Origin of the sequence: Pseudomonas sp. B2021, assembly GCF_018135665.1 — a bacterium.
GTDB classification, from domain to species: domain Bacteria; phylum Pseudomonadota; class Gammaproteobacteria; order Pseudomonadales; family Pseudomonadaceae; genus Aquipseudomonas; species Aquipseudomonas lactis.
Map to the genome: position 1 here is coordinate 5,252,423 of NZ_SMOF01000001.1, position 26,033 is coordinate 5,278,455.

General features: G+C 51.1%; 18 protein-coding genes, 1 other RNA gene and 1 pseudogene. 11 read left to right on the top strand and 9 right to left on the bottom strand.

Features of this window, described 5'->3' with window-relative positions:
- Window positions 1–67 precede the first annotated feature (67 nt).
- Entirely contained in the window at window positions 68–628 is a 561-nt protein-coding gene (gene grpE / locus E1K68_RS23655) for a nucleotide exchange factor GrpE (RefSeq protein ID WP_212614727.1), read from the bottom strand.
- A 254-nt stretch (window positions 629–882) separates the two neighbouring features.
- On the opposite strand from grpE, the gene recN reads away from it, so the two are divergent.
- A complete protein-coding gene (gene recN / locus E1K68_RS23660) occupies window positions 883–2,556 on the top strand; it encodes a DNA repair protein RecN (RefSeq protein WP_003194217.1) in 1,674 nt (557 codons plus the stop codon).
- An 86-nt stretch (window positions 2,557–2,642) separates the two neighbouring features.
- Here the strand turns inward: recN and fur are convergent, their stop codons facing one another.
- Window positions 2,643–3,047: a ferric iron uptake transcriptional regulator gene (fur, locus tag E1K68_RS23665; protein ID WP_003194220.1), complete on the bottom strand. Its 405-nt coding sequence runs from the start codon at window positions 3,045–3,047 to the stop codon at window positions 2,643–2,645.
- Between the two features lie 98 nt (window positions 3,048–3,145).
- Here fur and E1K68_RS23670 point away from each other — a divergent pair, with 98 nt between their 5' ends.
- Window positions 3,146–3,673 carry an outer membrane protein assembly factor BamE gene (locus E1K68_RS23670; RefSeq protein ID WP_003194222.1) on the top strand — a complete coding sequence of 176 codons (528 nt, stop codon included), beginning with the start codon at window positions 3,146–3,148 and terminating at the stop codon, window positions 3,671–3,673.
- Window positions 3,674–3,964: 291 nt separating this feature from the next.
- Here E1K68_RS23670 and E1K68_RS23675 read toward each other — a convergent pair whose 3' ends face one another.
- Both E1K68_RS23675 and E1K68_RS23680 read right to left on the bottom strand, forming a co-directional pair.
- Window positions 3,965–4,267 carry an RnfH family protein gene (locus tag E1K68_RS23675; RefSeq protein WP_212614728.1) on the bottom strand — a complete coding sequence of 101 codons (303 nt, stop codon included), beginning with the start codon at window positions 4,265–4,267 and terminating at the stop codon, window positions 3,965–3,967.
- Window positions 4,260–4,694 carry a type II toxin-antitoxin system RatA family toxin gene (locus tag E1K68_RS23680; protein WP_003194226.1) on the bottom strand — a complete coding sequence of 145 codons (435 nt, stop codon included), beginning with the start codon at window positions 4,692–4,694 and terminating at the stop codon, window positions 4,260–4,262. The genes E1K68_RS23675 and E1K68_RS23680 overlap by 8 nt, the downstream gene beginning before the upstream one ends.
- A 167-nt stretch (window positions 4,695–4,861) precedes the next feature.
- Here E1K68_RS23680 and smpB point away from each other — a divergent pair, with 167 nt between their 5' ends.
- Complete coding sequence (gene smpB / locus E1K68_RS23685) at window positions 4,862–5,344, top strand: SsrA-binding protein SmpB (protein WP_014719962.1); 483 nt, start codon at window positions 4,862–4,864, stop codon at window positions 5,342–5,344.
- A 27-nt stretch (window positions 5,345–5,371) separates the two neighbouring features.
- Here smpB and E1K68_RS23690 read toward each other — a convergent pair whose 3' ends face one another.
- Window positions 5,372–6,139, bottom strand: coding sequence for an FCD domain-containing protein (locus E1K68_RS23690; RefSeq protein WP_014719963.1), 768 nt, complete (start codon window positions 6,137–6,139; stop codon window positions 5,372–5,374).
- A gap of 252 nt (window positions 6,140–6,391) precedes the next feature.
- Between E1K68_RS23690 and E1K68_RS23695 the strand changes: the two genes are divergently transcribed.
- The 8 genes and pseudogenes from E1K68_RS23695 (at window position 6,392) to dptH (ending at window position 20,772) form a co-directional block, all read left to right on the top strand.
- A complete protein-coding gene (locus E1K68_RS23695; RefSeq protein WP_212614729.1) occupies window positions 6,392–8,086 on the top strand; it encodes a lactate permease LctP family transporter in 1,695 nt (564 codons plus the stop codon).
- A 70-nt stretch (window positions 8,087–8,156) separates the two neighbouring features.
- On the top strand, window positions 8,157–10,967 hold the full coding sequence (locus E1K68_RS23700) for an FAD-binding and (Fe-S)-binding domain-containing protein (protein WP_212614730.1): 2,811 nt from the start codon (window positions 8,157–8,159) through the stop codon (window positions 10,965–10,967).
- A gap of 136 nt (window positions 10,968–11,103) precedes the next feature.
- Window positions 11,104–11,382 carry a hypothetical protein gene (locus E1K68_RS23705; RefSeq protein ID WP_212614731.1) on the top strand — a complete coding sequence of 93 codons (279 nt, stop codon included), beginning with the start codon at window positions 11,104–11,106 and terminating at the stop codon, window positions 11,380–11,382.
- Window positions 11,383–11,476: 94 nt separating this feature from the next.
- Window positions 11,477–11,873, top strand: a transfer-messenger RNA (tmRNA) gene (gene ssrA, locus E1K68_RS23710).
- A gap of 185 nt (window positions 11,874–12,058) precedes the next feature.
- Window positions 12,059–12,463 (top strand): annotated as a pseudogene (locus E1K68_RS23715) (integrase arm-type DNA-binding domain-containing protein); the annotation flags it as partial.
- A 317-nt stretch (window positions 12,464–12,780) separates the two neighbouring features.
- Window positions 12,781–14,403, top strand: a complete 1,623-nt coding sequence (gene dptF / locus E1K68_RS23720; RefSeq protein ID WP_212614732.1) for a DNA phosphorothioation-dependent restriction protein DptF — start codon at window positions 12,781–12,783, stop codon at window positions 14,401–14,403.
- Window positions 14,403–15,719 carry a DNA phosphorothioation-dependent restriction protein DptG gene (dptG, locus tag E1K68_RS23725; RefSeq protein WP_212614733.1) on the top strand — a complete coding sequence of 439 codons (1,317 nt, stop codon included), beginning with the start codon at window positions 14,403–14,405 and terminating at the stop codon, window positions 15,717–15,719. The genes dptF and dptG overlap by 1 nt, the downstream gene beginning before the upstream one ends.
- On the top strand, window positions 15,700–20,772 hold the full coding sequence (gene dptH / locus E1K68_RS23730; RefSeq protein ID WP_212614734.1) for a DNA phosphorothioation-dependent restriction protein DptH: 5,073 nt from the start codon (window positions 15,700–15,702) through the stop codon (window positions 20,770–20,772). Before dptG ends, dptH begins: the two co-directional genes overlap by 20 nt.
- Window positions 20,773–20,833: 61 nt before the next feature.
- Here the strand turns inward: dptH and dndE are convergent, their stop codons facing one another.
- The 4 genes from dndE to dndB are packed head-to-tail and all read right to left on the bottom strand — an operon-like array spanning window position 20,834 to window position 25,867.
- Window positions 20,834–21,181: a DNA sulfur modification protein DndE gene (gene dndE, locus E1K68_RS23735; protein WP_212614735.1), complete on the bottom strand. Its 348-nt coding sequence runs from the start codon at window positions 21,179–21,181 to the stop codon at window positions 20,834–20,836.
- Window positions 21,171–23,171: a DNA sulfur modification protein DndD gene (gene dndD / locus E1K68_RS23740; RefSeq protein WP_212614736.1), complete on the bottom strand. Its 2,001-nt coding sequence runs from the start codon at window positions 23,169–23,171 to the stop codon at window positions 21,171–21,173. Before dndD ends, dndE begins: the two co-directional genes overlap by 11 nt.
- Complete coding sequence (gene dndC, locus E1K68_RS23745) at window positions 23,161–24,807, bottom strand: DNA phosphorothioation system sulfurtransferase DndC (protein WP_244858835.1); 1,647 nt, start codon at window positions 24,805–24,807, stop codon at window positions 23,161–23,163. The genes dndD and dndC overlap by 11 nt, the downstream gene beginning before the upstream one ends.
- Complete coding sequence (dndB, locus tag E1K68_RS23750) at window positions 24,779–25,867, bottom strand: DNA sulfur modification protein DndB (protein WP_212614737.1); 1,089 nt, start codon at window positions 25,865–25,867, stop codon at window positions 24,779–24,781. Before dndB ends, dndC begins: the two co-directional genes overlap by 29 nt.
- Between the last annotated feature and the right edge of the window lie 166 nt (window positions 25,868–26,033).

Genomic DNA, 26,033 nt, shown 5'->3' on the forward strand with positions numbered 1-26,033 from the left:
AGCAGTTTTGGCTAACTGCGGTAGCACTTAAACGCTTGACTTATAAATGGGGGCCTTGCGGCGTATTTCAAGCCTGCTCATCAATAGAAGGTGCAACGGGTGCAGGAGCCTTGCTCACCACCACCATTGCCGGGCGCATCAGGCGACCGTTGAGCTGGTAACCCTTCTGGAACACCTTGATCACGCTATTGGGTTCCAGGTCATGGCTTTCCTGCATGGCCATGGCTTGGTGATGCCCAGCATTGAACGGCTCGCCGGCTTGCGGATCAATCGCTTCCAACTGATAACGCTTCAGGGTGTCCTGGAACATTTTCAGGGTCAGCTCAATGCCTTCGCGCATTGGGCGGATGTTTTCGTCGTCCGGGTTGGACAACTCAAGACCACGCTCCAGGCTGTCGATGATCGGCAGCAGGTCACCGGCGAATTTTTCCAGCGCGAACTTGTGAGCCTTCTCTACATCCTGCTCGGCACGGCGGCGGACGTTCTGCAGATCGGCGGCAACACGCAACGATTGATCCTGCGCAGCGGCCAATTGCTCTTCGAGCACCTGCACACGAGTCGCCAGTTCATCACCGGCAGCCGAATTGGCGTCTGGAGTTTGCGTATCCTGCGTCTGTTCGTCAGCCATAGATTTCTCCTTTCAAAATCATGCGCGAACTCAACTCGCGCTTCTGCTCCGGTATATGGGGCCACAATTTTCAGGTTCAAGGGCGCAGGCGTTACCAAAAGTCTTTCGATTGACCTGGATCATTTCCTTCACGCTCATTCCACATCGCGCTAAAAAAAATCGCGACTCAAGCAAATCGAGCTAAACGCCAGGATTGTCAGGCCTGAACAAAACACTGTATAAATAACCAGACCTAAAGCCTGGGAGCGGCCGTCATGCTCGTGCACCTGTCTGTACATAACTACGCCATCGTTGAACACCTGGATCTCGAACTGGATCGCGGGATGAGCGTAATCACAGGCGAAACCGGCGCCGGCAAGTCGATCATGCTCGACGCCCTCGGCCTGACCCTCGGCGACCGCGCCGACAGTGGCGTGGTACGCCCTGGCTCCGACAAGGCCGACATTCTGGCCACCTTCGACCTGGCGGACATCCCCGAAGCCGAGGCATGGCTGGCCGAGCGCGACCTTAATAATGAAGGCCCCTGCATTCTGCGCCGGGTGATCACCGCCGAGGGGCGCTCCCGCGGCTATATCAACGGTACGCCTTGCCCACTGGGCGACCTGAAAGCCCTGGGTGAATTGCTGATTGATATCCACAGTCAGCACGAACACCAATCCCTGTTGAAAACCGATACCCACCGCCGCCTGCTCGATGAGTACGCCGGTGCCACCGACCTTTCCCGGCAAGTACAACTGGCCGCCCAACGCTGGCGCCAGACACGCCAGGAACTGGAACGCCTCTCCAACTCCGGCGACGAACAACGCGCCCGCCACCAGTTGCTCAGCTATCAATTGGAAGAGCTCGAAAGCCTGGGCCTGGGTGAGACCGAGCTGGAACAGCTTGAGCAGGAACACAAGAACCTGACCAACGCCGAAACCCTGCTGGGCATCTGCCGCCAGGTGGTCGAACAATGTAGCGAGAGCGACTCCGGCAATGTGCTCAACGCACTGACCGCCAGCCTCAATCGCCTGTCCAGCGTGAACAATGCTTCTGGCTCGCTGAGTGAAGCGACCACCCTGCTGACCAGCGCGCAGATCCAGGTTGAAGAGGCCGTGGGCGAACTCAATCGTTTCCTGGATCACTTCGACGCCGACCCAGCTCGCCTGCAGGAAATAGAGGAGCGCCTGGACACTATTTATACCCTGGCTCGCAAGCATCGAATCCAGCCGACTGAAGTCGCAACCATGCAGCAGAAACTGCTGGATGAAATCGAAACACTCAACGCGAACGACGAATCCATCGAGCGCCTGGGCGAAGAGCTCGCTTCGTTTGCCCGTCATTATCAGGAAAAGGCCCGGGAGCTGAGCGCCCTGCGCCAGCAAGCAGCCACCAGCCTGGCCAGCGCCGTTGAGCTGGAAATCCAACGCCTGGGCATGCCAGGCGGGCGCTTCACCATCGAGCTGCATCCCAACGCCAGTCAAGAATTGCAGCCCCATGGGCTGGAGCACGTCGAACTGCTGGTGAGTGCCAACCCCGGCCAACCGCTCAAGGCTCTGGCCAAAGTGGCCTCCGGCGGCGAACTGTCGCGCATCAGCCTGGCGATCCAGGTGATTACCGCCCAGACCTCACGGGTACCCACCCTGGTATTCGATGAAGTGGATGTGGGCATTGGCGGGCCGACCGCAGAAATCGTTGGCCAATTGCTGCGCCGCCTGGGGGATCGCGGCCAGGTGCTTACGGTGACCCACTTGCCGCAAGTGGCAGCCCAAGGGCATCAGCACCTGTTTGTGCACAAGGTGCGCGGTAGTGACGCGACACACACAGCCGTCTCCAAGCTGAACAAGTCGGAACGGGTAGAAGAAGTGGCGCGGATGCTTGGTGGTATCGACTTGACCAAGGAGTCCTTGGCTCACGCGAAAAAAATGGTGGTAGCCGCGAAGGCTTGAAGCGACACCTTTCCCTCTTATAGAAAGCACGAAGGCGACCCGAGGGTCGCCTTCAATCGTTTCGCAAAGCAAAACTGCGTCGATTTTTACTTTTTCTTACGGATGTACAACACGAGATTGTGATCGACCAAATCGAACCCATGCTCCTCAGCAATCTTGTGCTGTAGCGCTTCGATTTCAGGGCTGGTGAACTCGATAACCTCATTGGTATCCAGGTCAACCATGTGGTCATGGTGACCACCGTCAGCCAATTCAAACACCGCATGACCGCCGTCGAAATTATGACGAACCACCAGCCCTGCGGCTTCAAACTGGGTCAGTACACGGTAGACCGTGGCCAGGCCGACGTCCTCGTTAGACTCCATCAGCGCCTTGTAAACGTCTTCGGCACTCATGTGGCGCTGCTCAGCAGAATCGAGCATTTGTAGAATCTTGACTCGTGGCAGAGTCACTTTGAGACCGGCTTTGCGTAGTTCGCTATTTTCAACCATGGTTAGCTTTCTCGCGGATGCTGCTTCGCAGCTTCTCTTAATACGGGTATGATCGGCGTTTACGTTGTCCCAGCCAAGATAGTGGAAGTCGCCCACCGATGCAAAACACCAAGCTCTTGCTAACCAGTTTCACCTTTGTGGGACTGCTCGCACTCGCCGGTTGTTCATTCCCCGGGGTTTACAAAATCGACATCCAGCAGGGCAATGTCGTCACGCAGGACATGATAGACCAGTTACGCCCGGGAATGACCCGACGGCAAGTACGGTTTATCATGGGTAATCCCCTGCTGACCGACACTTTCCATGCCGATCGCTGGGATTATCTGTACAGCCTGCAGCCTGGTGGCGGTGAACGCCAGCAGGAGCGCGTCAGTGTCATCTTCAATGGCAATGACCAGCTCGTGAGCCTGTCCGGTGACTTCATGCCCGGCGTAAGCCGCGATGAAGCCTTGCTGGGCAAGGACAGCGGCACCAACGTGACCGCCCCTGCGCAGGAAGCCGAAAAACCAAAATCCGAGGTACCGGCCAAGCCAGGTTCGTTGCTGGACAGCATCCAGAAAGACATCGACAACGTGGAAACCGTGCCCGTGCCGACGCCTGAGCCTCTGGACACCAGCCCGCAATAATTTTGCGCTCGATAAAAAGCCCGGCATGCCGGGCTTTTTGTTGCCTGCCATTTGCATAGCTATATTGCCCACAGCATCAGCGCCTGGCACCAATCCCCTGTGGGAGCGGGCTTGCTCGCGAAGGCGGTGTGTCAGTCAATTAATCTTCAACTGAACCACCGCCATCGCAGGCAACCCCGCTCCCGCAGTTGGATCGCGGGGTTCCAGGGAGATATGTGTCAGTTGGCAGGCCATTACGGGTTCAGCTTCGTATCGCAGCGGTGCAGATAGCTACGCTGCCATTTGGCAAGCTCAAGAATTCGCTTGCCTGGCCAATGCCGCCTTGGCCGCGCGCAACCTGCGCACCTCTTTAGGGTCGGCCAGTAAAGGCCGATAGATCTCAATACGGTCACCGGCTTGTACGCAGCGCACCTGTGCATCCACGACGACCTTGCCAAAGATACCCACCGGGCAATCAGCCAGATCAACATCAGGAAAATGCGCTGCCATTCCCGACGCCCGCACCGCCTCGCGTAAACTAGTGCCTTCAGCCACCTTTACCCCCAGCAACACCTGGCGATCCTCAGCGGCGAACACCACCTCAATCTCAACCATGCAGTTGCTTGGCGCGCTGACAGAACGCGTCCACCAAGGTATTGGCTGCCTGATTGAACAAAGGCCCTAACGTCGCACGAACAATCGGCCCGGCATAATCAAACGAAAGATCCAGGCTGATCTTGCAGGCCTTGTCCGTCAGCGCCTTGAACACCCACACACCGTGCAGTTGGGTGAACGGCCCTTCCTGCAGGTTCATTTCAATGGATTGACCCGGCACCAGCACATTGCGCGTCACAAAATGCTGGCTGAGGCCGCCCTTGGCCACTCCCACACTGGCAACCATGTGCTCGTCACTGCTCTCCAGAACCTCGGCCGTCGAGCACCAAGGCAGAAACTCTGGGTAACGCGCCACGTCGTTGACCAGGTCATAGAGCGCCTGCGCCGGGTAGGGCAACAGGGCCGAACGTTGAATATGCGTCGTCATGTGAGCGTTACTTCCACTGCTTAAGGCAAACATCGCGAAAGAACAGCCCAATCCGCGAGAGAAAAAAACCAAAGAACTGCCCGCATTGTCCGGGATTCGTCCAACTCGCTCAAGCACACAGGTTGACCGTAGCCGACACGCTCGCAACTCCCTATAATGCCGCCCCTATGGCTAAACAAAAGAAACACCCCACAGGGACCATCGCGCAAAATAAAAAAGCGCGACACGATTACTTCATCGAACATCGGTTCGAGGCTGGTCTGGTCCTGGCCGGCTGGGAAGTAAAAAGTCTGCGTGCCAGCAAACTGCAGCTGGTCGACAGTTATGTGCTGCTCAAGGATGGCGAGGCATGGCTGCTTGGCAGTCATATCACTCCGCTGACCACCGCGAGCACCCACGTGATTGCCGACCCGGTGCGTACGCGCAAGTTGTTGCTCAATGCCCGCGAGCTCGAAAAACTCGCCGCAGCCGTGCAGCAAAAAGGCTACGCGTGTGTCTGCTTGTCCTGGTACTGGAGCAAGCACCTGGTCAAATGCGAGATCGCATTGGGCAAGGGCAAGAAGGAATACGACAAGCGCGACACCGAACGCGAGCGCGATTCTAATCGCGAACTGCATCGCGCCGTGCGCAACAAGGGCAAGGAAGAATAATCCTTGTGACGGTGTAGCCCACGCGGGCTACATCCCTTTGCGTCGCTCCGCCCGAGCCACGCGTTGAACCTCCTGACGCACCTCCTCCAACACCTCCTGCACATACAGCAGATGCCGTGTCGAGACTTCGCGCGCCTGCTCGGCCCGCCCCTCGATGATGGCCAGGTACAAGTCCCGATGCTGATTGATCAGCATGTCGCGGGTCTCGGTACGCTGCTGGTACATGCCACCAATATTCGTCACCACGTTACGCTTGAGCAGGTCGAACAGCCCGCGAATGGTGTGCAGCAACACGGCGTTATGACTGGCTTCGGCAATCGCCAAGTGAAACCTTGCATCCGCAGCACCCTCCTCCACTCGACTCACTTCGTCGGCGCGCGCATAGCAATCCTGCAACGCTTCAAACGCTGCGGTCAGCCGTTCACGGTCAACCTCCGTGGCGCGTAACGCCGCGTAATAAGCACACGAAGCCTCAAGGGTCTGGCGAAACTCCAGCAGATCGCGTTGCGCTTCGGGATTGCTTTCCAACAAATGCAGCAGCGGATCACTGAAGGTCGAACCCAGGGAGTCCACCACATAGTTGCCACCGCCCTGGCGACTGACCAGTAACCCCTTGGCCGCCAGCTTCTGAATCGCCTCACGCAACGATGGGCGCGACACACCAAAGCGCTCAGCCAGCGCGCGCTCGGCCGGCAAGCGCTCGCCCGACTTCAGCGTGCCCTCGAGAATCATGCCCTCAAGCTGCTCGACAATATCGTCAGACAAACGGCGCTGACGCACCTGATCAAACCCCATAACTCAACTCTCCACCATCCCGACCACTCGCCGGGGCCCCTATTCTGGCCTATCGACGTGCCGGCAGCACCTATCAGAACGCCTTCAATTTCGCTGATCAGAACGCCCCGCCTCCCGACCTACGACCAAAGTTTCGCAGGCGGCAAATTGACACACCCCTGCCCAGCCTCTTAATCTAGCCCACAGCGATTGTAAATTGGTATTACCAATTACCCAAGCTCACCAAACAACAACAATCAGGGGCCACCCCATATGCAAACCTGGCAACAGCTTTACAGCCCACTCGGCAGCCTCGGCCTGTCCGCACTGGCCGCCGTCGTTCCCATCGTATTCTTCTTCCTGGCGCTGGCCGTGCTCCGCCTCAAAGGCCATGTGGCCGGCAGCATCACCCTGGCCCTGTCGATCCTGGTCGCCATTTTCGCCTTCCAGATGCCGGTAGACATGGCGCTGGCTGCGGCCGGTTATGGTTTTGCCTACGGCCTGTGGCCCATCGCCTGGATCATCGTCGCGGCGGTATTCCTGTACAAATTGACGGTCAAGAGCGGCCAGTTCGAGATCATTCGCAGCTCCGTCTTGTCGATCACCGATGACCAGCGCTTGCAGGTGCTGCTGATCGGCTTCTGCTTTGGTGCCTTCCTGGAAGGTGCCGCCGGTTTCGGCGCGCCCGTGGCGATCACCGCCGCGCTGCTGGTGGGCCTGGGCTTCAACCCTCTGTACGCCGCCGGCTTGTGCCTGATTGCCAATACCGCGCCCGTGGCTTTCGGCGCATTGGGCATTCCGATCATCGTCGCCGGCCAGGTCACCGGCATTGATGCGTTCAAGATTGGCGCCATGACCGGCCGCCAACTGCCGCTGCTGTCGCTGTTCGTGCCGTTCTGGCTGGTGTTCATGATGGACGGCCTGCGCGGCGTTCGCGAAACCTGGCCGGCAGCCTTGGTGGCCGGCTTGAGCTTTGCCGTCACCCAATATTTCACCTCCAACTTCATTGGCCCAGAGCTGCCGGACATCACCTCGGCACTCGCCAGCCTGATTGCCCTGACGCTGTTCCTGAAGGTCTGGCAACCCAAGCGCACCGCAGGCGCACAAATTGCCGGCGCCACCTCCAGCGTAGCGGTCACTTCCAGCGCCGGCGGCTTCGGCTTGCCACGCAACACCGTGGTTTCGCCCTACAGCCTGGGGCAAATTTTCAAGGCGTGGTCGCCGTTCCTGATCCTCACCGTACTGGTGACCATCTGGACTCTCAAACCCTTCAAGGCCCTGTTCGCCGCGGGCGGCTCGATGTACGGCTGGGTGTTCAATTTCGCGATCCCGCACCTGGATCAACTGGTGGTTAAAGTCGCGCCCATCGTGACCAACCCCACCGCCATCCCGGCCGTTTTCAAGCTGGACCCGATTTCGGCCACCGGTACTGCAATCTTCTTCTCGGCACTGGTCTCCATGCTGGTGTTGAAAATCGACGTCAAAACTGGTCTTACCACTTTAAAAGAAACCTTCTTTGAGCTGCGCTGGCCGATCCTGTCCATCGGCATGGTGCTGGCATTCGCCTTCGTCACCAACTACTCCGGCATGTCCTCGACCATGGCCCTGGTTCTGGCCGGCACCGGTGCTGCCTTCCCGTTCTTCTCGCCATTCCTCGGCTGGCTGGGAGTTTTCCTGACAGGCTCCGATACCTCATCCAACGCCCTGTTCAGCTCACTGCAAGCCACTACCGCGCACCAGATCGGCGTCAACGACACGCTGCTGGTAGCAGCGAACACCAGCGGTGGCGTGACCGGCAAAATGATCTCGCCGCAATCGATCGCCGTGGCCTGCGCCGCCACCGGCCTGGTGGGCAAGGAATCCGACCTGTTCCGCTTTACCCTCAAGCACAGCCTGTTTTTTGCCACCATCGTCGGGCTGATCACCTTGGCGCAGGCGTACTGGTTCACCGGTATGCTGGTGCACTGAGACCTGCACGTAATAGGGTAAGAATCGACGCCGGGGCATCCTTCCGGCGTCTGCTATTTCTGGAGGACCGATGAGCCTGCCTGCTGCTTTCCTGAGCGACGTCGCACAACTGATCCCGCAAGATCGCCGCTTCGACGATCCACTTTCCACCCTCGCCTTCGGCACCGACGCCAGCTTCTACCGACTGATCCCACAACTGGTGATCCGCGTGGAGTCAGAAGACGAAGTGGTGACACTGCTGCAACTGGCCCAGCGCGACCGCGTGCCGGTGACCTTCCGTGCCGCAGGCACCAGCCTCTCGGGCCAGGCCATCAGCGACTCGGTGCTGATCGTGCTGGGTGATAACTGGAACCACCGCGAAATTCGCGGGCAAGGCACCCAGATACGCCTGCAACCCGGCGTGATCGGCGCCCAGGCCAATGCCTGGCTCGCACCGTTCGGGCGCAAGATCGGGCCGGACCCAGCGTCTATCAATGCTTGCAAGATCGGCGGAATCGTCGCCAACAACGCCAGTGGCATGTGCTGCGGCACGGCGCAAAACACTTACCACACCCTGGCGGGCATCCGCCTGGTGCTGGCTGATGGTAGCCGCCTGGACACCGAAGATGCCGCCAGCGTGCAAGCCTTCCGCCAGTCACATGGCGCACTGCTTGAAAGCCTGGCCCTACTAGGTCGCCAGACAAGGGCAAATACTGAGCTGGCGGCAAAGATCCGCCACAAATACCGTCTGAAAAACACCACCGGTCTGTCACTCAATGCCTTGGTGGATTTCGATGACCCGCTGGATATCCTCAGCCACCTGCTGGTCGGCTCCGAGGGCACCCTGGGGTTTATCAGTGCCGTCACCTACGACACGGTGATCGATCACCCCAATAAAGCCTCGGCGCTGATCGTCTTCCCGGATGTCGAAACCTGCTGCAATGCCGTCACCGTGCTGAAAACCCAGCCAGTCTCAGCTGTTGAACTGCTTGACCGACGCAGCATGCGCTCGGTGCAGGACAAACCGGGTATGCCTGCTTTCGTACAGCATCTATCGGAAAACGCCTGCGCACTGCTGATCGAATCCCGCGCCGCTTCGCCCTCACTGCTGCACGAACAACTGACGCTGATCATGGCGTCCCTGGCGGCGTTTCCCGTGGAGAAACAAGTCGACTTCACCGAAGACCCACTGGAAAACGCACGCCTGTGGGCCATCCGCAAAGACACCTTCCCCGCCGTAGGCGCCGTACGCAAAACCGGCACCACCGTGATCATCGAAGACGTGACCTTCCCGGTAGAACAACTGGCGATTGGCGTGAACCGCTTGATCGCACTGTTCGACAAACACCACTACGACGAAGCCATCCTTTTCGGACATGCCCTGGAAGGCAATCTGCACTTTGTGTTCACCCAAGGCTTCAACAGCAGCGAAGAAGTCGCACGCTATCAAGCGTTCATGGACGACGTTGCGCAACTGGTGGCCGTGGAGTTCGGTGGCTCGCTGAAGGCTGAACACGGCACCGGCCGCAATATGGCCCCTTTCGTCGAACTGGAATGGGGCAGCGACGCTTATCAACTGATGTGGCAGCTCAAGCGCCTGCTCGACCCCAACGGCATCCTCAACCCGGACGTGGTGCTCAGCGAAGACCCGCAGATCCACCTTAAACACCTCAAGCCGTTGCCCGCCGCCGATGAGCTTGTGGATAAGTGCATCGAGTGCGGGTTCTGCGAACCGGTGTGCCCTTCAAAAGGCCTGACCCTGAGCCCGCGCCAGCGCATCGTGATCTGGCGCGATATCCAGGCCAAAAAACGCGCAGGCGTGGACACCACCGAACTGGAAGCGGCCTACCACTACCAGGGCATCGACACCTGCGCCGCAACTGGCTTATGCGCGCAACGTTGCCCTGTAGGCATCAATACCGGCGACCTGGTGAAAAAACTGCGCAGCCGCGAGGCCGACCGTACGAAAACCGCCGACTGGCTCGCCAGCCATTTCGCCACCGCGCTGCAAGGTGCGCGCTTTACCCTGCACGTCGCCAATGGCGCACGCATGCTGCTGGGCGCCCCACGGCTGGCCAGGCTCTCGAGCACGCTGACCAAGCTGTCCAAAGGGCAAATACCGCAGTGGACCAACGCCATGCCACAGCCCGAAAAAGCCATCCGCTTCAGCCCCGCTGTGACGGACGCGCGCCCGCGCGTGGTTTACCTAGCCGCCTGCGTCTCCCGCGCCATGGGCCCGGCAGCCGGTGATAAAGAGCAAATGTCGCTGTACGACAAAACCCGCCAACTGCTGGAAAAAGCCGGCTACCAGGTAGTCTTCCCCGACAACCAGGACAGCCTCTGCTGCGGCCAGCCCTTCGCCTCCAAAGGCTACGCCGAGCAGGCCGAACACAAGCGCCAGGAACTGATCGGCGCCCTGCTCCACGCCAGCCGCGGCGGCCTCGACCCGATCTACTGCGACACCAGCCCCTGCACCCTACGCCTGGTGCAAGAGTTGGGAGAAACGCGCCTGGACCTCTACGACCCCGTGCGCTTTATCCGCACCCACCTGATGGACCGCCTCGACTTCACGCCCCAGGAAGCGCCCATCGCCGTGCACGTCACCTGCAGCACCCAACACCTGGGCGAGAGCCAGGCACTGATCGAACTCGCACGACGCTGCGCCAAAACCGTGGTGATCCCCGAAGGCATTCATTGCTGCGGCTTTGCCGGCGACAAAGGCTTCACCACCCCGGAACTCAATGCCCACTCCCTGCGCTCACTCAAGGACGCCGTGCAATATTGCAGCGAAGGCATCTCCACCAGCCGCACCTGCGAGATCGGCCTGAGCCAGCATGGCGGCATCGACTACCACGGCCTGGTCTACCTGGTAGACCGCGTCACCCGCGCCCGCGCCCACTGACCCGGCAAAAAAAACGAACCCTCGCGCGCCGGCGCAGTCATCTGCATAGGCCTCGACAAACGAGGCCCATCAGTGATGTCGCTGGCAGCGGTTGCACGCCAGCAGCGTCGAGCCCTTTTGCGCAAGGAGACACCCTATGAAGCGTTCCGCTCTTGCTGGCTTGTTCATGACCGCTGCGATGCTCGCCTCCCCCGCTTTCGCCGCCAGTGACAAAGACCTGTGCCAGATCAACCTGGACAAAATCAACAACGGCAAAGCCCTGCTCGCCACCGACACCAGCGGTAAAAGTGGCGAAATAGACACCGCCGTCTCCCAAGCGAAGGCCGCCCACGCCGCAGGTGATGAGAAGAAGTGCATCGAAATCACCTCCAAGGCCCTGCAAGACCTGCAGAACAGCGAGAGAGGCGGCCAGTAAGCGAGAGGGCCAACCTTCGGGTTGGCCTTCGCCAAGCTTTTGGCGTACACTGCACAGGCTTGTCACTCACTAAGAAACAACGAGTTACAAGCACGGGGCCGTTTAGGATTCGACGCCGGTCGCGAAACTTTAGGTGCATGCCGAGTTGGTAACAGAACTCGTAAATCCACTGTTGCAACTTCTTATAGTTGCCAATGACGAAAACTACGGCCAGGAATTCGCTCTCGCTGCGTAAGCAGCCTTAGCCCTGAGCTTCTGGTACCTTCGGGTCCAGCAATCACCAGGGGATGTCTGTAAACCCAAAGTGATTGTCATATAGAACAGAATCGCCGTGCAGTACGTTGTGGACGAAGCGGCTAAAACTTACACAACTCGCCCAAAGCACCCTGCCCTTCGGGTCGCTGAGGGTTAACTTAATAGAAACGGCTACGCATGTAGTACCGACAGCGGAGTACTGGCGGACGGGGGTTCAAATCCCCCCGGCTCCACCAATTGAACGAAAAAAGACGTCCTTGGACGTCTTTTTTTGTGTCTGGAATCCAGTAAATACGCGGTTACCAGCGCTATTGCGGTCTTCTGAAATTTTTGAGTTCCAACCGTTTGGGTATTCCAGACGGTGCTCCCGCCCATCCGATGCCAACCTTGGAATACCGAACCGGTGTCAGAGGAGAATATCATGCTGACCAAAACCTCCGCCTCTGATCGACAGCTCAAGGGAGTCAAACCCGCGTCCAAGGATTACGTCCTCACCGACGGTGACGGTTTGCAGCTCCGCGTACACAGCAACGGCCCGTTGCTGTGGAATTTCAATTACCGCGAATCGGTGACCAAGAAGCGCATCAACATCGGCTTCGGGACCTACCCCGAACTGTCACTGGCGAACGCACGAAAGAAGGCAGTCGAAGCGCGCGAGCTGCTCGCGCAAGGCATCGATCCGAAGGTGCAGCGCAATACGCTGAATGAAGCCAAGCGCGCAGAAACGGAACATACCTTCGAGAACGTGGCCACCGCCTAGTTCGAGCTCAAAAAAGACTCGGTCACTCAGGCCTACGCCGAAGACATTTGGCGGTCGCTCACACTGACAGAGCCTAGCTGGGTGCCAAAACAAACCTTGCAAGATCTTTTCAGCGATTCGCAAGCGAGCGGTGCAGCCACCAATCAGGTAGCATAAGGCTATCAGGAGGTGTAGGGTTCTTGGAGAGATGTCAGCTCGAACAGGAGTCTCCTGAGTTAGCGTGCCGGTGTACTCCAGATCTGTAGGAAATAGTTAGAACATCAGCGCACCTGGTTTTTTTTTGGAAGGGATATCTAGAATGCCGTATTTGTTAGCAGCAGCGTGAGATATACCCATGCGCCGGGAAATTAAGAAATGATCCTAGTGAATCTATTGGTAATCAAATGCACATACCTCTCAGAAAAGCTTTAAGCGTCTTAGGTAAATCTTCTCCATTCTCAGTAAGTACTGTGAACGAACGAAGCAAAGATGACTTAGATCAGTATAAAGACCGTTTATATGTTGAGCAGCAAATAGAAAAAGAATTCCGAGAAAGGGCAAGCAAACTCAATAGAGGTGAGATTATATTTCTTTGTGGCAGCAGCGGAGATGGAAAGTCCGAAATCCTGACTCGCGCGTTTAACACTTTTAAAGATAGATGTGTTTTCCATCTAGACGCAACACATAGCTTTTCCGCGCATGAAACAGCCATCGAAGCGCTTGATAGATTATTTGATCAATTTGTGAGCGCAGCACGACCGCTGATCCTAGGGATAAATATTGGTATGCTTGCCAATTATGCCAAGGAGGGAGAAGAGCGTCACTCCCTGATAAAAGACAAAATTACATCTTTTCTTCGTGAAGGCCTGGATCAGATAGGTGGCTTTCACTTCTTAGATTTTGAAAGTTTTTCAAAATTTAAATTTAACGACGACGGGGAGTTTTCTGAATTCACCGAAAAGCTGCTTCATAATCTCTCTGAACAATCACCAGAAAATCCATTTTACTTAAGTGCTAGGCAGTCAGAATCTGATGTCTCAGAAAGTAAATTAGTTGCGAACTTTTACTTACTAGGGCTTCCAGGTGTAAGAAAAGTTATCATTACACAGCTTTTTAAAGCGCGGCTCTTAAAAGATCAGTTCATCACTACACGCGCGATACTGGATTTACTACACCACCTGCTCACCTCTGATGCCTACCTGTTCGATAACCTGTATATGGCTGGAGCAAACGAGTTAATAGAACGAACGGCAGAGTTTGATCCTGCATTGCTGAGAACTAAAAAACTCGATGATTTCATTCTACGTTACGAGTTGGGCCTGCCTGACCCTGAACTTGAAGTGTTTGTCGCTAAGCTTTCCAATCTGAACATCTATTTTAACCGAGCGACTCCTAAACCAGGTGACGCTGTCTCTCTGATTAGACTATTCAGCCTGCTTCGCGATGAGAACATAGCGAATAATTACCATAGGCAGTTTTTGGCGGAGTTCGCCGATACAACCCTGCTGGAATACTCAAAGATCTGGAATCTCCATTCCAATTATGATGGGGCCGCACCCGACAAAATTACAATAAGAAAATACTATACGGGCATGTTTACTGCGGGAATATTGCGATATGCGAACAGAAATGCTAGCGAGATGCTTGGGTCTAACAACGAGATATTTCTTGGTTATTATGGCTCATCTAAACTTGCGGCAAAAGTAGATATTAGATTTGACTTCGATAAGCTTTCAACGCTGAGCCGTAGAAGAAAAAGCATTCATTTTTATGCAACGCTCAAAGTATTTGATACATCATTGAGCGAATTTGCCGTGACCATGAGTTTGTTTGAGTTGCTAACTAAGCTGAACCTAGGTTATAGACCCAACAAGTATGACAAAAATGCCGTTGTTTTGCTTGACGAAATTGTTGAAAAAATAAAGATCATAGCAAAAAAACAAGGGCGATTAAAGATTTACTCAGCAGGTAATAGCTACGCCACAGAGATGGACGATGGAATGATCATATTTAGCAGGGGAGCATAATGTATCCGATCCCAGAAAGTTTGAAACCATCAGATGTGAACAAGCTTGATAGCTATTTTCCGTTGAGAAACAAAGGCAATGAGTTTGATTGGTCTAAGATTACAGGGCTCGTCCTTGCCTACATCTTAAAAAAGCAAATAAAGTCATACAGCATCGATGAGTTCCGGGCTGAATGCAAAGTGAGATTTGATAATATTCTTGAAGACTCTAGTTACTGGGCCGTGATTGAGGATATGTATTTCTCTACTGATGGAGTGCTCAAAGTTTCCCCAGTATTTTTGCTATTCAAAGCCCAGTTCAGGGGGAAAGGAAAAATTGAACTCGGGGCTCCAAACTGGCGAATGGGTGCTTTGTTTGCGGGACTGATAGGTGAACATGAGGCAGGCGATGGTCTCCATGAGGATTTAAATTTTCTTGAGCATGAGCTAGTCAAGATCTTTGTACAAAAACTTGACTTGCTTGAGAAGGATACCTTCTCTGTGGAGATTTCATATCTCCCATATCTAGCGTCCGCGTTTAGAGAGGATATTGATTTCCTGTGCTCCAAGCCTAACTTCTTGATGGAGCATCTCGAAGATACTCTTCGGCTATATTCATTTTCTTATTGCTCACAGTTAGCGCTGAATATGCGAGCATGGCGTGAAGGTCAGCCAGAAAGTCGAAAAATCTATTTTTTACTCGACAATGAAAAAGCAAGTTCGGAACGCGCTATGGTGCAAAATTATGGCTATAAAATGTTCTCTAAAGCGTCGGAATACCTTTTTCCAATGCTGTCGACATTAGAGGTTTTGCAGATCGATGGCCCCAAGAGGCCCCTGTGGAAGGTCTATTCGGAGTGCTGTGAACATCCCAACAGTTCTCAAATATTAGACCAATTGAATTCCTACGTAAGTGCCTTTAGGGCTCTTAGGATGTTACCGCCAGCTCAACTGTCTACGACAATTGAAGATGTTTTCCAACATCTTGAAGCAGTTGCGATGGATCAGTTTCGGGTTCTCCAGAGCCATCGTTCTGGGGTTAATAAGAAATACATGCTTGAACTTGAAGGTCAGCTCGGCGCTGACTTTATTGTGAATAGGGGCCGGGCGGGCAAGGTACTCGTACTTAATCAAGACCAACTAGTTTTGTTGACTAATCTTTCTATTGGAAGCCAAGAAAAACTGCGTCTTCATGAGTTAGTGGGGCAGTTCGAGCGACGCGGCTTCTATCTTGACAGCCAGTCACAGCAAGTACTCGTGTCATTCTACGAACGCATGGGTAATATCGAGCGCATGAGTGATAGTGGAGACGCCGTATATGTCCGTAAAACCATTTGAAAAGTTTTTAGTTGAGTGCCTTTTACGTTATATTGGTAACAACGTGCAAGCGGGCGCAAGATATCAGTTTAAGTCTCCCGACGATGAGAACTCCAGTAGGCTACATAGCGCCTTCACTGATTATTATTGCGTGGCGCCCTTAGATTTTAACGGCCAGAAACTGTTCTATGTTGAGGTGCAGGGCGTCTTATTGATTCCCGTGATGCACGGAGCAGATGTCGATGGATTCACAGAAAACTACATATCGCACTTAAGGGATAAAGTTGCCAGTCAAAGCGGGATCTTCAAAAATACTGCGCTCTTCTATATTCATAACAGCATGTTGGATACACTTATCAACAGCGCTATGGATGTCGCTGGAAAGGGAGCAGTTTGGAGTCCTTATGTTTTTCAGGGCGAATTGCAAGCGCTCATATCTCACGCGTCACCTCATGCCTCGCTGTCTAACTTTCTGCTCCAGGATCAGTTAGATTCTATACTTGATGAAGGCGCTACAGTATTTGGTTTTACCTCTATATACAAATCGCTTTCAGATGGGGTTATCGAATTTAAAGAACTGGGCTTGTTTAATGACCCTATTGTCTTGGGTATGACGGGACAGCCAGCTCAGATAAAACGCAGACTCGATGAAAATAGGGCCTTAAGGCGTGAAATAGAGTTCAGTGTCTTGCACTACGGCGATCAATTGGATAGCGCGCTACCTAAGTTTAGCCAGAAGTTTATTAAAGACAATTTCGAAGGTGCTACTAATTGGCGCGATGTCGACTTCGGCGTATACGAAGCAGAATTAGACTCAAACAAAGCGCCTAAGCTCGTATTAGATAAGATAAATATCAAGGATTGTACCTATTTCGAAAGAGCTAAAAGCGGTACTAAAGCCGGACAGAGAGATGTTAGCCTTCTGCTAATACGTCAAAGCACATCCGCCGGGGCAGTTATCCAGCTGGATTTTTCAGGCACAGATTTAAAAGAGTCTGAAATTAAAATAACTCAATCTTCATCCGAGCTATCTCTAGACACAGAAGTTTCTAAATCGGGCGGTAAAAGCAGGGCCAGGTTAGTTGTTATACCTACGGATAATGTAGCATACTTCAGTATCGAAATTAGACGCTCTAATCGTACCGAAGAATATCGATTCAGATGCTTGATGGTTGAGGGTGGGCTTTTCGATTTTAGTGGTTTTAAAAATTACTTCAAGGTTGAGCCATCCAAGAAACTGCTGACTCTGCAACTGGATGAGAACAAGGTTACCGTCAATAGTGCGCTAAACCACGTCTGGTCGCTAAAGGGAGCGCAAGATATCGTGGACTGTTCTTCATATGGAATAGTCGATTTTGATGTCTTCGCTAACCAAACGGACGTAATTCAGTTCTGGCTATCCAAGTCAGGAAGTGAGATTTTATTAAATATTGAAGGTGCTACTGTAGATAATGGTGTAACAACACCGCTTCTCTTCGATCGTGAACGTTATACAAGGCTCTTTAAAGATGACGGGAACGGTGAGTACAATTCAGCTAAGCGTAGAATAATTGTTAACAATTCGGAACATGGTGTGTCAGGATTACGCGGTCAGCTGCTGGATTTTGAGGATCATTTTGTCTCAGAGCGCGTATTGCATAAGTCACCCGAATCAATAATCGTATTAAATGAGCTGGTTGGAAATTTTGATGAACTCCATAAGGCTTATGCTGACCTCTTCGGATACTATGATGATCACAAAACCTTACCAAGTCTATGTGCGTGGGGGGATGAATACCGGAAGCTGGTGCAGGTTTTACTGAACTCATATGAGACGGCGCTTGCGGAAATAAAACTAAACAAAGTATTGACCGCATCAGACCGTTCTCTTTTGCATATAGGTTGCCATACAAGCAGCGAGGGTTGTGAAAGGCTTTCTTCGATCCATCCACTGATTCTTTCGTATCACTTGAGCCTCGTAAACGAGATAATCCTTGAGCGTGATGCAGCTGGAACGTTATCTTTTTATGATTTGCCAGAAGTCACTTTAGAGCGGCTTTCTGCTTCCGGACTTCTGCCCTACACGTATCATAGCGAATCGGATTACGCGAACCTTGTTCCTGTTAAAGACAACCCATTCTGGATAGATATTGTCCCCCAGCGGAAAAGCAGTAACAGTTTCGTTAGAAGACTGGTGAAAGATAAAATATCAGAGTTCACCCAAGCTTATGCACGGCTATTTACTATTGGTAATAATAGTCGTTTAATTGTCAACGCAATTAACCAGGCTCAAGCTGAGGAGCTATTCTTAGGTATAGTGGATTTCTTCAACTTCAACTCACTAGGGTCTAGCTGCTCACTACATGTAAACTTTTATGATCGAGAGTTAAGCAATAACTACTTCGATCTATTTTCCGAGGCAGGTTCCTATGATAAAGCCCATCAGCTGCTAGGGCTTAAACCTCAATCGGCAAAGTCTGAGGCGGATGCACTCATAGACCTTGTGCGTAGTCGGGTAACCTACAGTAAATTTGAAACGTCTGCGACGCCTGGTTACATGGAGTATGCTCATCTAGCATTTTTCAATAACGATGTTCCTGTGGATAAGCAGGAAGTTAATATTGATACACAGTTAAGTGGTGTCTTATGCAATGGCCTTATTTGTGGGGAGGCAGCCGAAACTAATGGCCATAGCTACTTTACCGCGTTTGGACTTCGTGACGTAGATACCAGCGGCATACAAAGCTTACGCATCGCCAGATTATTAGGCGTATTATGGAAACCTTCTAGGCATGCAAATGCTCAGTATTTAGGAAATGGTATTGGGCTTGCTGTAAGCGCTGACTTCAAGGATCTACTTACGTGTTCGTATGATAGCGCGCTTTGGACAACTATCATTGATCCAAAAGTGACTCTGGATTTCTTTGCAAACCAAAAAGATGTGGTCTTAATTCATTACTCTGACCAATATACTAGCAGCGCTGGTTATGATGCGATCACTGTAACAAAACAGATAGAGTTGTTTCAACGACTTATCAAGACTGATTCGAGTGTCAATAGCGACAGGTTGCTTTCCGAGTTCAATGCATTTAACGGAGAGTGGCTGTTAAAAATGATGACGGCTTCTCCAAAAGACCGAAAAGAAAAACACGGTATTATTGGTGCTTACAAGTTCGTTAGCGCCATGCTGAGGAAGTCGGAAATATGCTGGGTCCCGTTATCGGTTGCTGAAATGATTCGCGTCTCCGGCAATGTAGGCCTCAAGATGAGCGAAAGCGAATTTTCTCGACGCCTAAATGGCTATAAAAAAGGCGCAATCTCTGACGATGTTCTTTTCGTAGGTTTCCATGCCTCTGGTATGTATCTTCTACCCTTAGAGGTCAAAACGGGTGCGAGACCCGATTTTGAGTATGCAGCGCAGCAGGCTGCTGAGCTGAAAAGGTACTTAGTGGAGGAGGTCCTGGGGCCCGATACTTTGGCTGGTAAACTATATCGATCACTCTTCGCAAGACAAATATTTATTCAGCTTGAGAAGTTTAACTTGTATCAGGTTTGTACAAGCCAAAAGACAGATGACCTGCTAGCTAACCGACATGAATGGCTATCCGGCGATTACTTGATTAAGGATCTAATAGACTATCCAGACGGTTTCACAATGGCTCATGTAGATAGCGATTGTTGCTTTGGCCCATCTTACAAGATGCGCGAGCCGAACATACTCCAAATTGAACTGCCCTACTCATTGCTGGGTGGTCTGATCGCTGCTGAATCTTCAGACGAGATGGATAAGCTGGTATTATCTTGTAAAGTTCCTTCAGAGTACGTCCTATCTGGCGATAATTCAGTTGATGCGGCAGATCATGCTGTTCACATGTCGGCTGTCACTGTTGAAGATGATCCTTCGATTGTAGCGCCTGAGATGCAGCAGATCCAGCCGCCAGTCCAGTCGACCGAAAGCACACCGAAATCACTCACCGTACTGTTCGGCCATGATGCTGTACAGGGAAGACCGCTCATTTGGGAACCTACTAACACCAGCAAGTTCATGAACACTAATACTGGCATCATCGGTACGATGGGTACAGGCAAGACACAGTTTAATAAGTCGTTGATCACGCAGCTAATTAGAGGCGCTCCGAGCAATGTAGATGGGGCACCAATTGGGCTTTTGATTTTTGACTATAAGTCTGATTATGTAGACCAGGAATTTGTAACTGCGAATTCGGTAAAGTCCCTAAAGTTATACCGACTTCCATTCAATCCTCTTAGTCTTCATGGCTCTATGCCAATGTTACCAGTCCATACCGCCAATGCATTTTCTGAAACGTTGGCTCAGGCTTTTGGTTTGGGTCAGAAGCAACAACTCAGATTGCGAAAAATCATTCTGGAAGCCTATGAGAACGCTGGAATCATAACAACTGATTCCTCAACGTGGACAAAGGCGTGCCCAACCGTTTCGATGGTATGGGATCGATTCCTAGCGCAGGAAAAGGTTGAAGAGGACTCTCTGTATGCAGCTCTAGATAGCTTGGCAACATATGAAATTTTCGAAAGTGACCCTCAGAAGGTTTCTTCACTTTATGACACGCTGAACGGTGTCATTGTGATCGAATTAGCAGGCTATTCTCCACAGATCCAAAATCTAGTTGTCGCCCTCACTCTGGATCTTTTCTATGCGCAGATGCAGAAAAATGGAAAACCTACTATTCAAGGGGATTACCGTCAAATAACAAAAATGATCTTGGTCGATGAGGCTGATAACTTTATGAAGGAAGACTTTCAAAGTCTCCGTAAAGTTCTCAAAGAGGGCCGAGAGTACGGCGTGGGTGTAATACTATCTACGCAAGATATCACGCACTTCAAGACAGGTGAGAATAATTATGCATCATATATTCTGACCTGGGTGATTCATCGTGTAGCTGAGATTAGAAACGCGGATGTGAAAGCACTTTTCAATAAAGATGACAAAGGTGATCAAGAGCGACTGATGGAGGAAATTCGAAAGCTCGATAAACACTATAGCCTATACGTAGATGGTGATAAAAAAGTCGTCAAGATGCGTGATCATGCATTTTGGGAGCTAGAGTTGGGCTAAAATTCGGCGGTCGAAAAAACTACACCATTGAGCTTTATTAGCTCTATGGTGTAGTTATTCATTATATTGAGTTCACAAAGCTTTTAAGACTCCGATGGTTTCGTAATGCGGAGATTCCATCGTGAACATGCGCGGCCCAAGCTTTCGCCGCTTGTTTAGGATCGAAAGATTTATATTTGGATTTCAACAGCATTTCTGTGAGCAGTGCTGTATCACCTAGCCAAGTAGCTTTATCCAGTATGAGAGTGCCGTCTATTTTTTTGTCATCTGCGACATAGTAAAAACCAGATTCAATCGACCTAAAAAAAGCTATTCTGGCAGCAATATTAGGTGTAATGCCCGTATATGCTTTTAGCTTTTTCAGCTGTTCCTCGGTCTCCGAAGATAACTGCATACGATTAGGCAACATAGTCATCCACCTTATTATTGTTGGCCCAGAAATATCCTTCCAACAGAACCGAAGATCTACTTTTCTCATCGAACTCAATTTGATAAGAGCGAGATATCGAGTGGCCCAATTCTTTTAGGAAGTATTCCTTATGGACCTCTGTGTCCGTTGACAAAATAATCACCTGATGGCTTGCATTTGGGAAGTAGTTTGCAATAAGCGTATCTCTGTGATGGGAGTCCAGCCGCCCCAGCGGAGTATCAATGATGACGGGGAGCTGTCTTCCTGATGTTTTTGCCAGCGAGTCAAGTATTGAAAGCGCGTATATCTGCTTTTCTCCAGCTGACAGCAAATTGCGATCAATTATATTGCCATCGCTATCTTGGAGTTGAACGTCAAAGGTTGACGAGTTGATTTTCGCATGAATGCGAAGGTCTTTCTTACGAGCCAGACGCTGGTAAGCCAATTCAAAATTACTTTCTAATTTCTTGACGCGTGCTCTCGTCAAGGACTCAGCGTACGCTTCAAGCATTGATAAGGTTCGCTCGGCATTGATCACAGCAGCGTTGGCATCATGCTGGCTACGTCTATTATCATGCATCTTCTGAAGCTTTCGGCTGCAATCCAGCTGATCAGACAGTGCCTGCTTGGCTTGGGCAAGCATGCTTTTATATTCGTCAGCGGATTCTTGCCGTTTCTTGTCAAGGTCTCTGATTTTTTGAAAAACGTTTAGAAGCTGCTCATCATCGGGGGCTCGATCAATATTTGCGGCTGCTTGCTCTAGTAATTGCTCTGTCGAAGATAAGCGTTTCCTACAGTCAATGAAACGAGCCAGGGATTGGGATGCTTCAACAGTACCAGTGTGTGTGATAACACCAAGTTCGCGCTCAGAAATATCGAAATGAACCGATCCAGAAGGCTTAGCTCCGAGGTAGTCACCAAGGTTTTTCTCTAAAAGCTCGACGATTTCCTTTTTGTTCCTTTGGCTATGGAACGATTCGGATTTTTGCAAATGCTTAAAGAAGACATTTGCTTGATTTTCGAATGTATTGGCCTGCTTAACTTGAGATTCATGATTTAGCTCTGCAATCAGCTTTTTGATCGCATTCGGAGCGAGCGCGTACGGAAGTTGACCTTCAAGTTCGGATCTTATTGAGCGCTCAAGAAAATTCTTATCCTTAATCAGCCCGTCAACTTTCGCTTGCTCTTCCGCTTTAGACGCAGCGAAAGCGCCGCCTTGAGCGGTTAGTAGCCCTTCCTGTTTCCTTATTTCCGCCTCGACGAGATTCATAGATATCTTAGCAAGATCCGCTGCATATCTGTAATTCTCCGCACTGAAGCCTAATTTTTCGCTTTTTTCTTCTAGGTCAGTTAGTTGACTTCGGTAGCTTTCTTCTGTTTCTCTTGAAGCTTGGCGTTTCAAGAAAATAACAAGATCGTTCCGGAGTTTTTCAATCAGGTCTAAGCCTAACAGCCGTCTAACCGCTGATTGCAATGTTTTACCGGTGCTGTCCTCTGCCAGCTCGGAAATTTTTTCACCGTCGAAGAAAAATAAATCTGCTATCCCGCTTGGAATTAACTCGTTAAGAAAACCTTGACACTGATCGTAATTTAACTCAGTCAGTGCAGATTCGTCCTGGGATAAAGTTAATTTATCTTTCTCTCCGGCTACCCATGAACGCGTAACGGTAAATTCCGACTCAACTCCATCTTTGTTATAAGTGAACGTAAGAGTGATTGACGCTTCACGCTGCCCCTGATTGCTGTTCCAGTCATTGTGTATTAGCGATTCAAGTTTGTTGACGTATTCTTGCGCGCTATGTACTTCGCTAAAAGCCAGTCGGCCATACAGCGCAAGCCTAACAGCTGTCAAAATAGAAGTTTTCCCCGAACCATTCAATCCTCCAAACAGTACTATAGGGCGATTGTCGAATTTCCTGGGGGATAATTCAATTTCATGGGTGCCTTTGAATACCCTGAAATCCTTCATGATCAGTTTCTTAATTATCATCGTTGATCTCCCCAGTTACACCCTCGATAGCGTGCATCTGTTTAATTACCGAACTCAGCTCAGCATCAATATTCTCGATATCAAGCTTGTGAAGATCTTTCTCATGCTTTTTCTGAAGCTCGCCGTGGCTTTCTTGGATTTCTTCCAATGAGCCCCAATCTTTGGAAAGAATATTTTCAATTTTGTCGAATATCCCATGTCGGCGGCTCAAGCCTTCCATAGATACTTCCAGCTCAATAAGTTTCATAACCATTTCAGCTGATACGCTGTACTCACTCGACACTTGTGTTAATAGTTGCGCATCGAATTGATCAAATTGGGACTGATCATCAATAACCCACGGAAGGTCTTTGCCGAATACATCTTTGTAAATTCTTGGAAGCTCATCTGCCCAATCGGGTTCATTAGGGTCCCTGAGCCAATGCTGCCGAATTGCGTGCAGTTCAGCTTCAGTGATTAGCTCAATTTTTTTGCCCGATTCATTTAAATTTCTTTCTAAGACGAGAAGCTCTTGAAGCCAGATTTTTCTGTATTTCAACCAGTACGGGCCAGGAGTGTGTTTACGTACTGTTGATATATCCTCACCTTCTTTTGCATTTTGGTATGTAACCCGCCCGTTTCGGCGTTTAAAGTTACGGTAGATGCCTTTCTGATCTGGCTCAGTCGTTTTAGCGAGCACGTCTCTGAAAGAAAGGAGCGGTAGCATCCAATCTTCGCCGTTCTGAATCAGATTCTCCATCGCCCTGTCTTTTGTTACAACTGTACATGTCCAGCAGCCGAATCTGGAGTTACCACATGAAGGAGTGCTCTCGTCGATTACAAGCGGGCACTCGCCTTGGCTTGAGGACTGCATATATAAGGACCACAGTGGACGGTTAGTACCTCCCCAAGGCGTCTCCCACTCTTCAATATCATCGGGCGTATATCTGAATGCCCCTCTCAATAAGGCCCAAACTTCGTCGGTGTTCCAAGTGTCGATAGGTGTGTAAATGAATGCGTTGGGTAATGTTGTATGACGAGCTAGCCTTGACCCATCGATTCTATGTTTAGCAATCACCTGGGCACGAGATGAGCTTTCGTCACTGCGAGCCCCCAGCAGGATGACGACTTCGTCATGCTTACTAATTTTGTCTTTAATGAACTCGCTGACCGGATCGATCTTCATCCGTTCTGTGCACCATCTAAAATTTCTGCTCGGCGCAGGATAGCCTTTGCCGAGTAAGTTCACCCAAAATGTTTCACTGATTTTCGGAGTTACTACGTGTTGGGATACTGGCAATCCATCGCGCACTCCCGAGCTCTCAATCAGCCGCATGCTGTTTTTGATTAGATCTACGACTACTGGAGTTTCTACGAGAGTGTCGGAAGTTACAATGAATACTTCTTTAGTTCTCAACTCTGGCGGTAACCCCAACAGAGCTAGGTAAACCAAAGTGGTGACAGCAGAGGAGTCTTTCCCGCCGCTGTAGCCTATGATCCACGGGCGTGCATCATGGCAATAGATTCGCTGTATTTCAGATATGCATTCCGCCAGTGGTTTTCCAGCAAAAAGCTCATTATTTATGAAATCTTCATAATCGGCTAAGTCATGTGCGTGAGATAGCATTTTACTTACTTCCTGATAACTGCTGCTCAAGGATTTTTTCCTCTTCGGATAGAGGTAAATCCATGGCTATTTTTAGTGAATTACAAGTTAGCCTAATCGCAGCAGTAGTCTTGCTTAACTTTCCGTGTGACATGGTTCTACGAAGCCATTCTGGATTTGTTTTCCTCCAGTCCACGTTGCGAAGTTTCGCTAACTCAGATACCCAGGTGTTAGGTTTTTCTTCGATTAAGCTTCTACCTAGTAGCCCTAGAGCATGCAGTCCAACTGCATGCGCATGTACGTATTCTTGTCGAAGGTGTGCAGGAGATACGCTTTTGCTCATCGCCATTTGCCAGTCAGGCATGTACTCATAAAGAGACTCCCAATATTTGATTGCGAGGGAGGCTTCTTCTGGCGTGAATCCTTCTTTCGGTCCCTTTGCTAACAGCGAACGTGTCGCTTGCTTGATGCTGCTAAGGGTAAATAATTTACTCGAAAGCGCCGACACGCTAGAGCGCTCCATCTCGGTCAATCCGATGAAAGGAACTGTGTTCCGTGCTAATTCCCGTGCAAGCTCAGAGGAAGGATCGCGATGGTCATAAAGCGCTGCTAGTGACGGGCTAGGCTTAATGGCGTGCTTGTTCAAGTCTGCAAACATTTGCTGGCTTCTTTTCAGTCCTTCATCAACGAAGAACAATACTGGAATATTGTCTTGACCCAATTCGGGTCGTTCTTCTAACGCCTGTTCAATCGCTTTGCGTCTGTGCTGCCCATCATTGATGAGAATCTGTGCGTCCATTGGCACTCTGAGAGTGCCTAAATTATGCGATGCAGGATATTCTTCAAAATTTATGTCGACTGCTATTGATGCTGTCAATGCGGAAAATACATAGTCATCCGGATTGTCCAGCAAGTATTTCACCATTTCCGGTATACGCGTCTTATTTAATGTTCTCTGAGCACGTAGCTCCGGGGGGACTTCAGTTTCATCGAAACTGAATATCTTTGGGATAATTCTCATAGGGCAGGTTGCGATGTAAAACGGCCTACCAGCTTGCATTCCTCTAACGGCGGGGAAGGAGTAGCAGTAATCTACGTCTAGAGCTTTCATATGAGTCCGAGCCAGCCGTGAGGGATGCCCCATTTTACCCTGTGCTGCGTCAAAATTTCACGCAGAATTTGACGCAACGTCATCGCGATTCACGTTTGATGCATGGCCGAGCAACCCTTGCATGTCAGAGACATACGGAGCCTCTCAGGTCTCTCTAGACTCTATA

Bases quoted from the DNA above. Each gene is read 5' to 3' on its own strand.
- dndE (WP_212614735.1), bottom strand. From the start codon at position 21,181: ATGTTGCCTAATCGTATGCAGTTATCTTCGGAGACCGAGGAACAGCTG.
- smpB (WP_014719962.1), top strand. From the start codon at position 4,862: ATGGCTAAACAAAAGAAACACCCCACAGGGACCATCGCGCAAAATAAA.
- E1K68_RS23670 (WP_003194222.1), top strand. From the start codon at position 3,146: ATGCAAAACACCAAGCTCTTGCTAACCAGTTTCACCTTTGTGGGACTG.
- E1K68_RS23700 (WP_212614730.1), top strand. From the start codon at position 8,157: ATGAGCCTGCCTGCTGCTTTCCTGAGCGACGTCGCACAACTGATCCCG.
- E1K68_RS23705 (WP_212614731.1), top strand. From the start codon at position 11,104: ATGAAGCGTTCCGCTCTTGCTGGCTTGTTCATGACCGCTGCGATGCTC.
- dptH (WP_212614734.1), top strand. From the start codon at position 15,700: ATGTCCGTAAAACCATTTGAAAAGTTTTTAGTTGAGTGCCTTTTACGT.
- grpE (WP_212614727.1), bottom strand. From the start codon at position 628: ATGGCTGACGAACAGACGCAGGATACGCAAACTCCAGACGCCAATTCG.
- dptG (WP_212614733.1), top strand. From the start codon at position 14,403: ATGTATCCGATCCCAGAAAGTTTGAAACCATCAGATGTGAACAAGCTT.
- dndD (WP_212614736.1), bottom strand. From the start codon at position 23,171: ATGATAATTAAGAAACTGATCATGAAGGATTTCAGGGTATTCAAAGGC.
- fur (WP_003194220.1), bottom strand. From the start codon at position 3,047: ATGGTTGAAAATAGCGAACTACGCAAAGCCGGTCTCAAAGTGACTCTG.
- E1K68_RS23675 (WP_212614728.1), bottom strand. From the start codon at position 4,267: ATGGTTGAGATTGAGGTGGTGTTCGCCGCTGAGGATCGCCAGGTGTTG.
- dndB (WP_212614737.1), bottom strand. From the start codon at position 25,867: ATGAAAGCTCTAGACGTAGATTACTGCTACTCCTTCCCCGCCGTTAGA.
- E1K68_RS23690 (WP_014719963.1), bottom strand. From the start codon at position 6,139: ATGGGGTTTGATCAGGTGCGTCAGCGCCGTTTGTCTGACGATATTGTC.
- dptF (WP_212614732.1), top strand. From the start codon at position 12,781: ATGCACATACCTCTCAGAAAAGCTTTAAGCGTCTTAGGTAAATCTTCT.
- recN (WP_003194217.1), top strand. From the start codon at position 883: ATGCTCGTGCACCTGTCTGTACATAACTACGCCATCGTTGAACACCTG.
- E1K68_RS23680 (WP_003194226.1), bottom strand. From the start codon at position 4,694: ATGACGACGCATATTCAACGTTCGGCCCTGTTGCCCTACCCGGCGCAG.
- E1K68_RS23695 (WP_212614729.1), top strand. From the start codon at position 6,392: ATGCAAACCTGGCAACAGCTTTACAGCCCACTCGGCAGCCTCGGCCTG.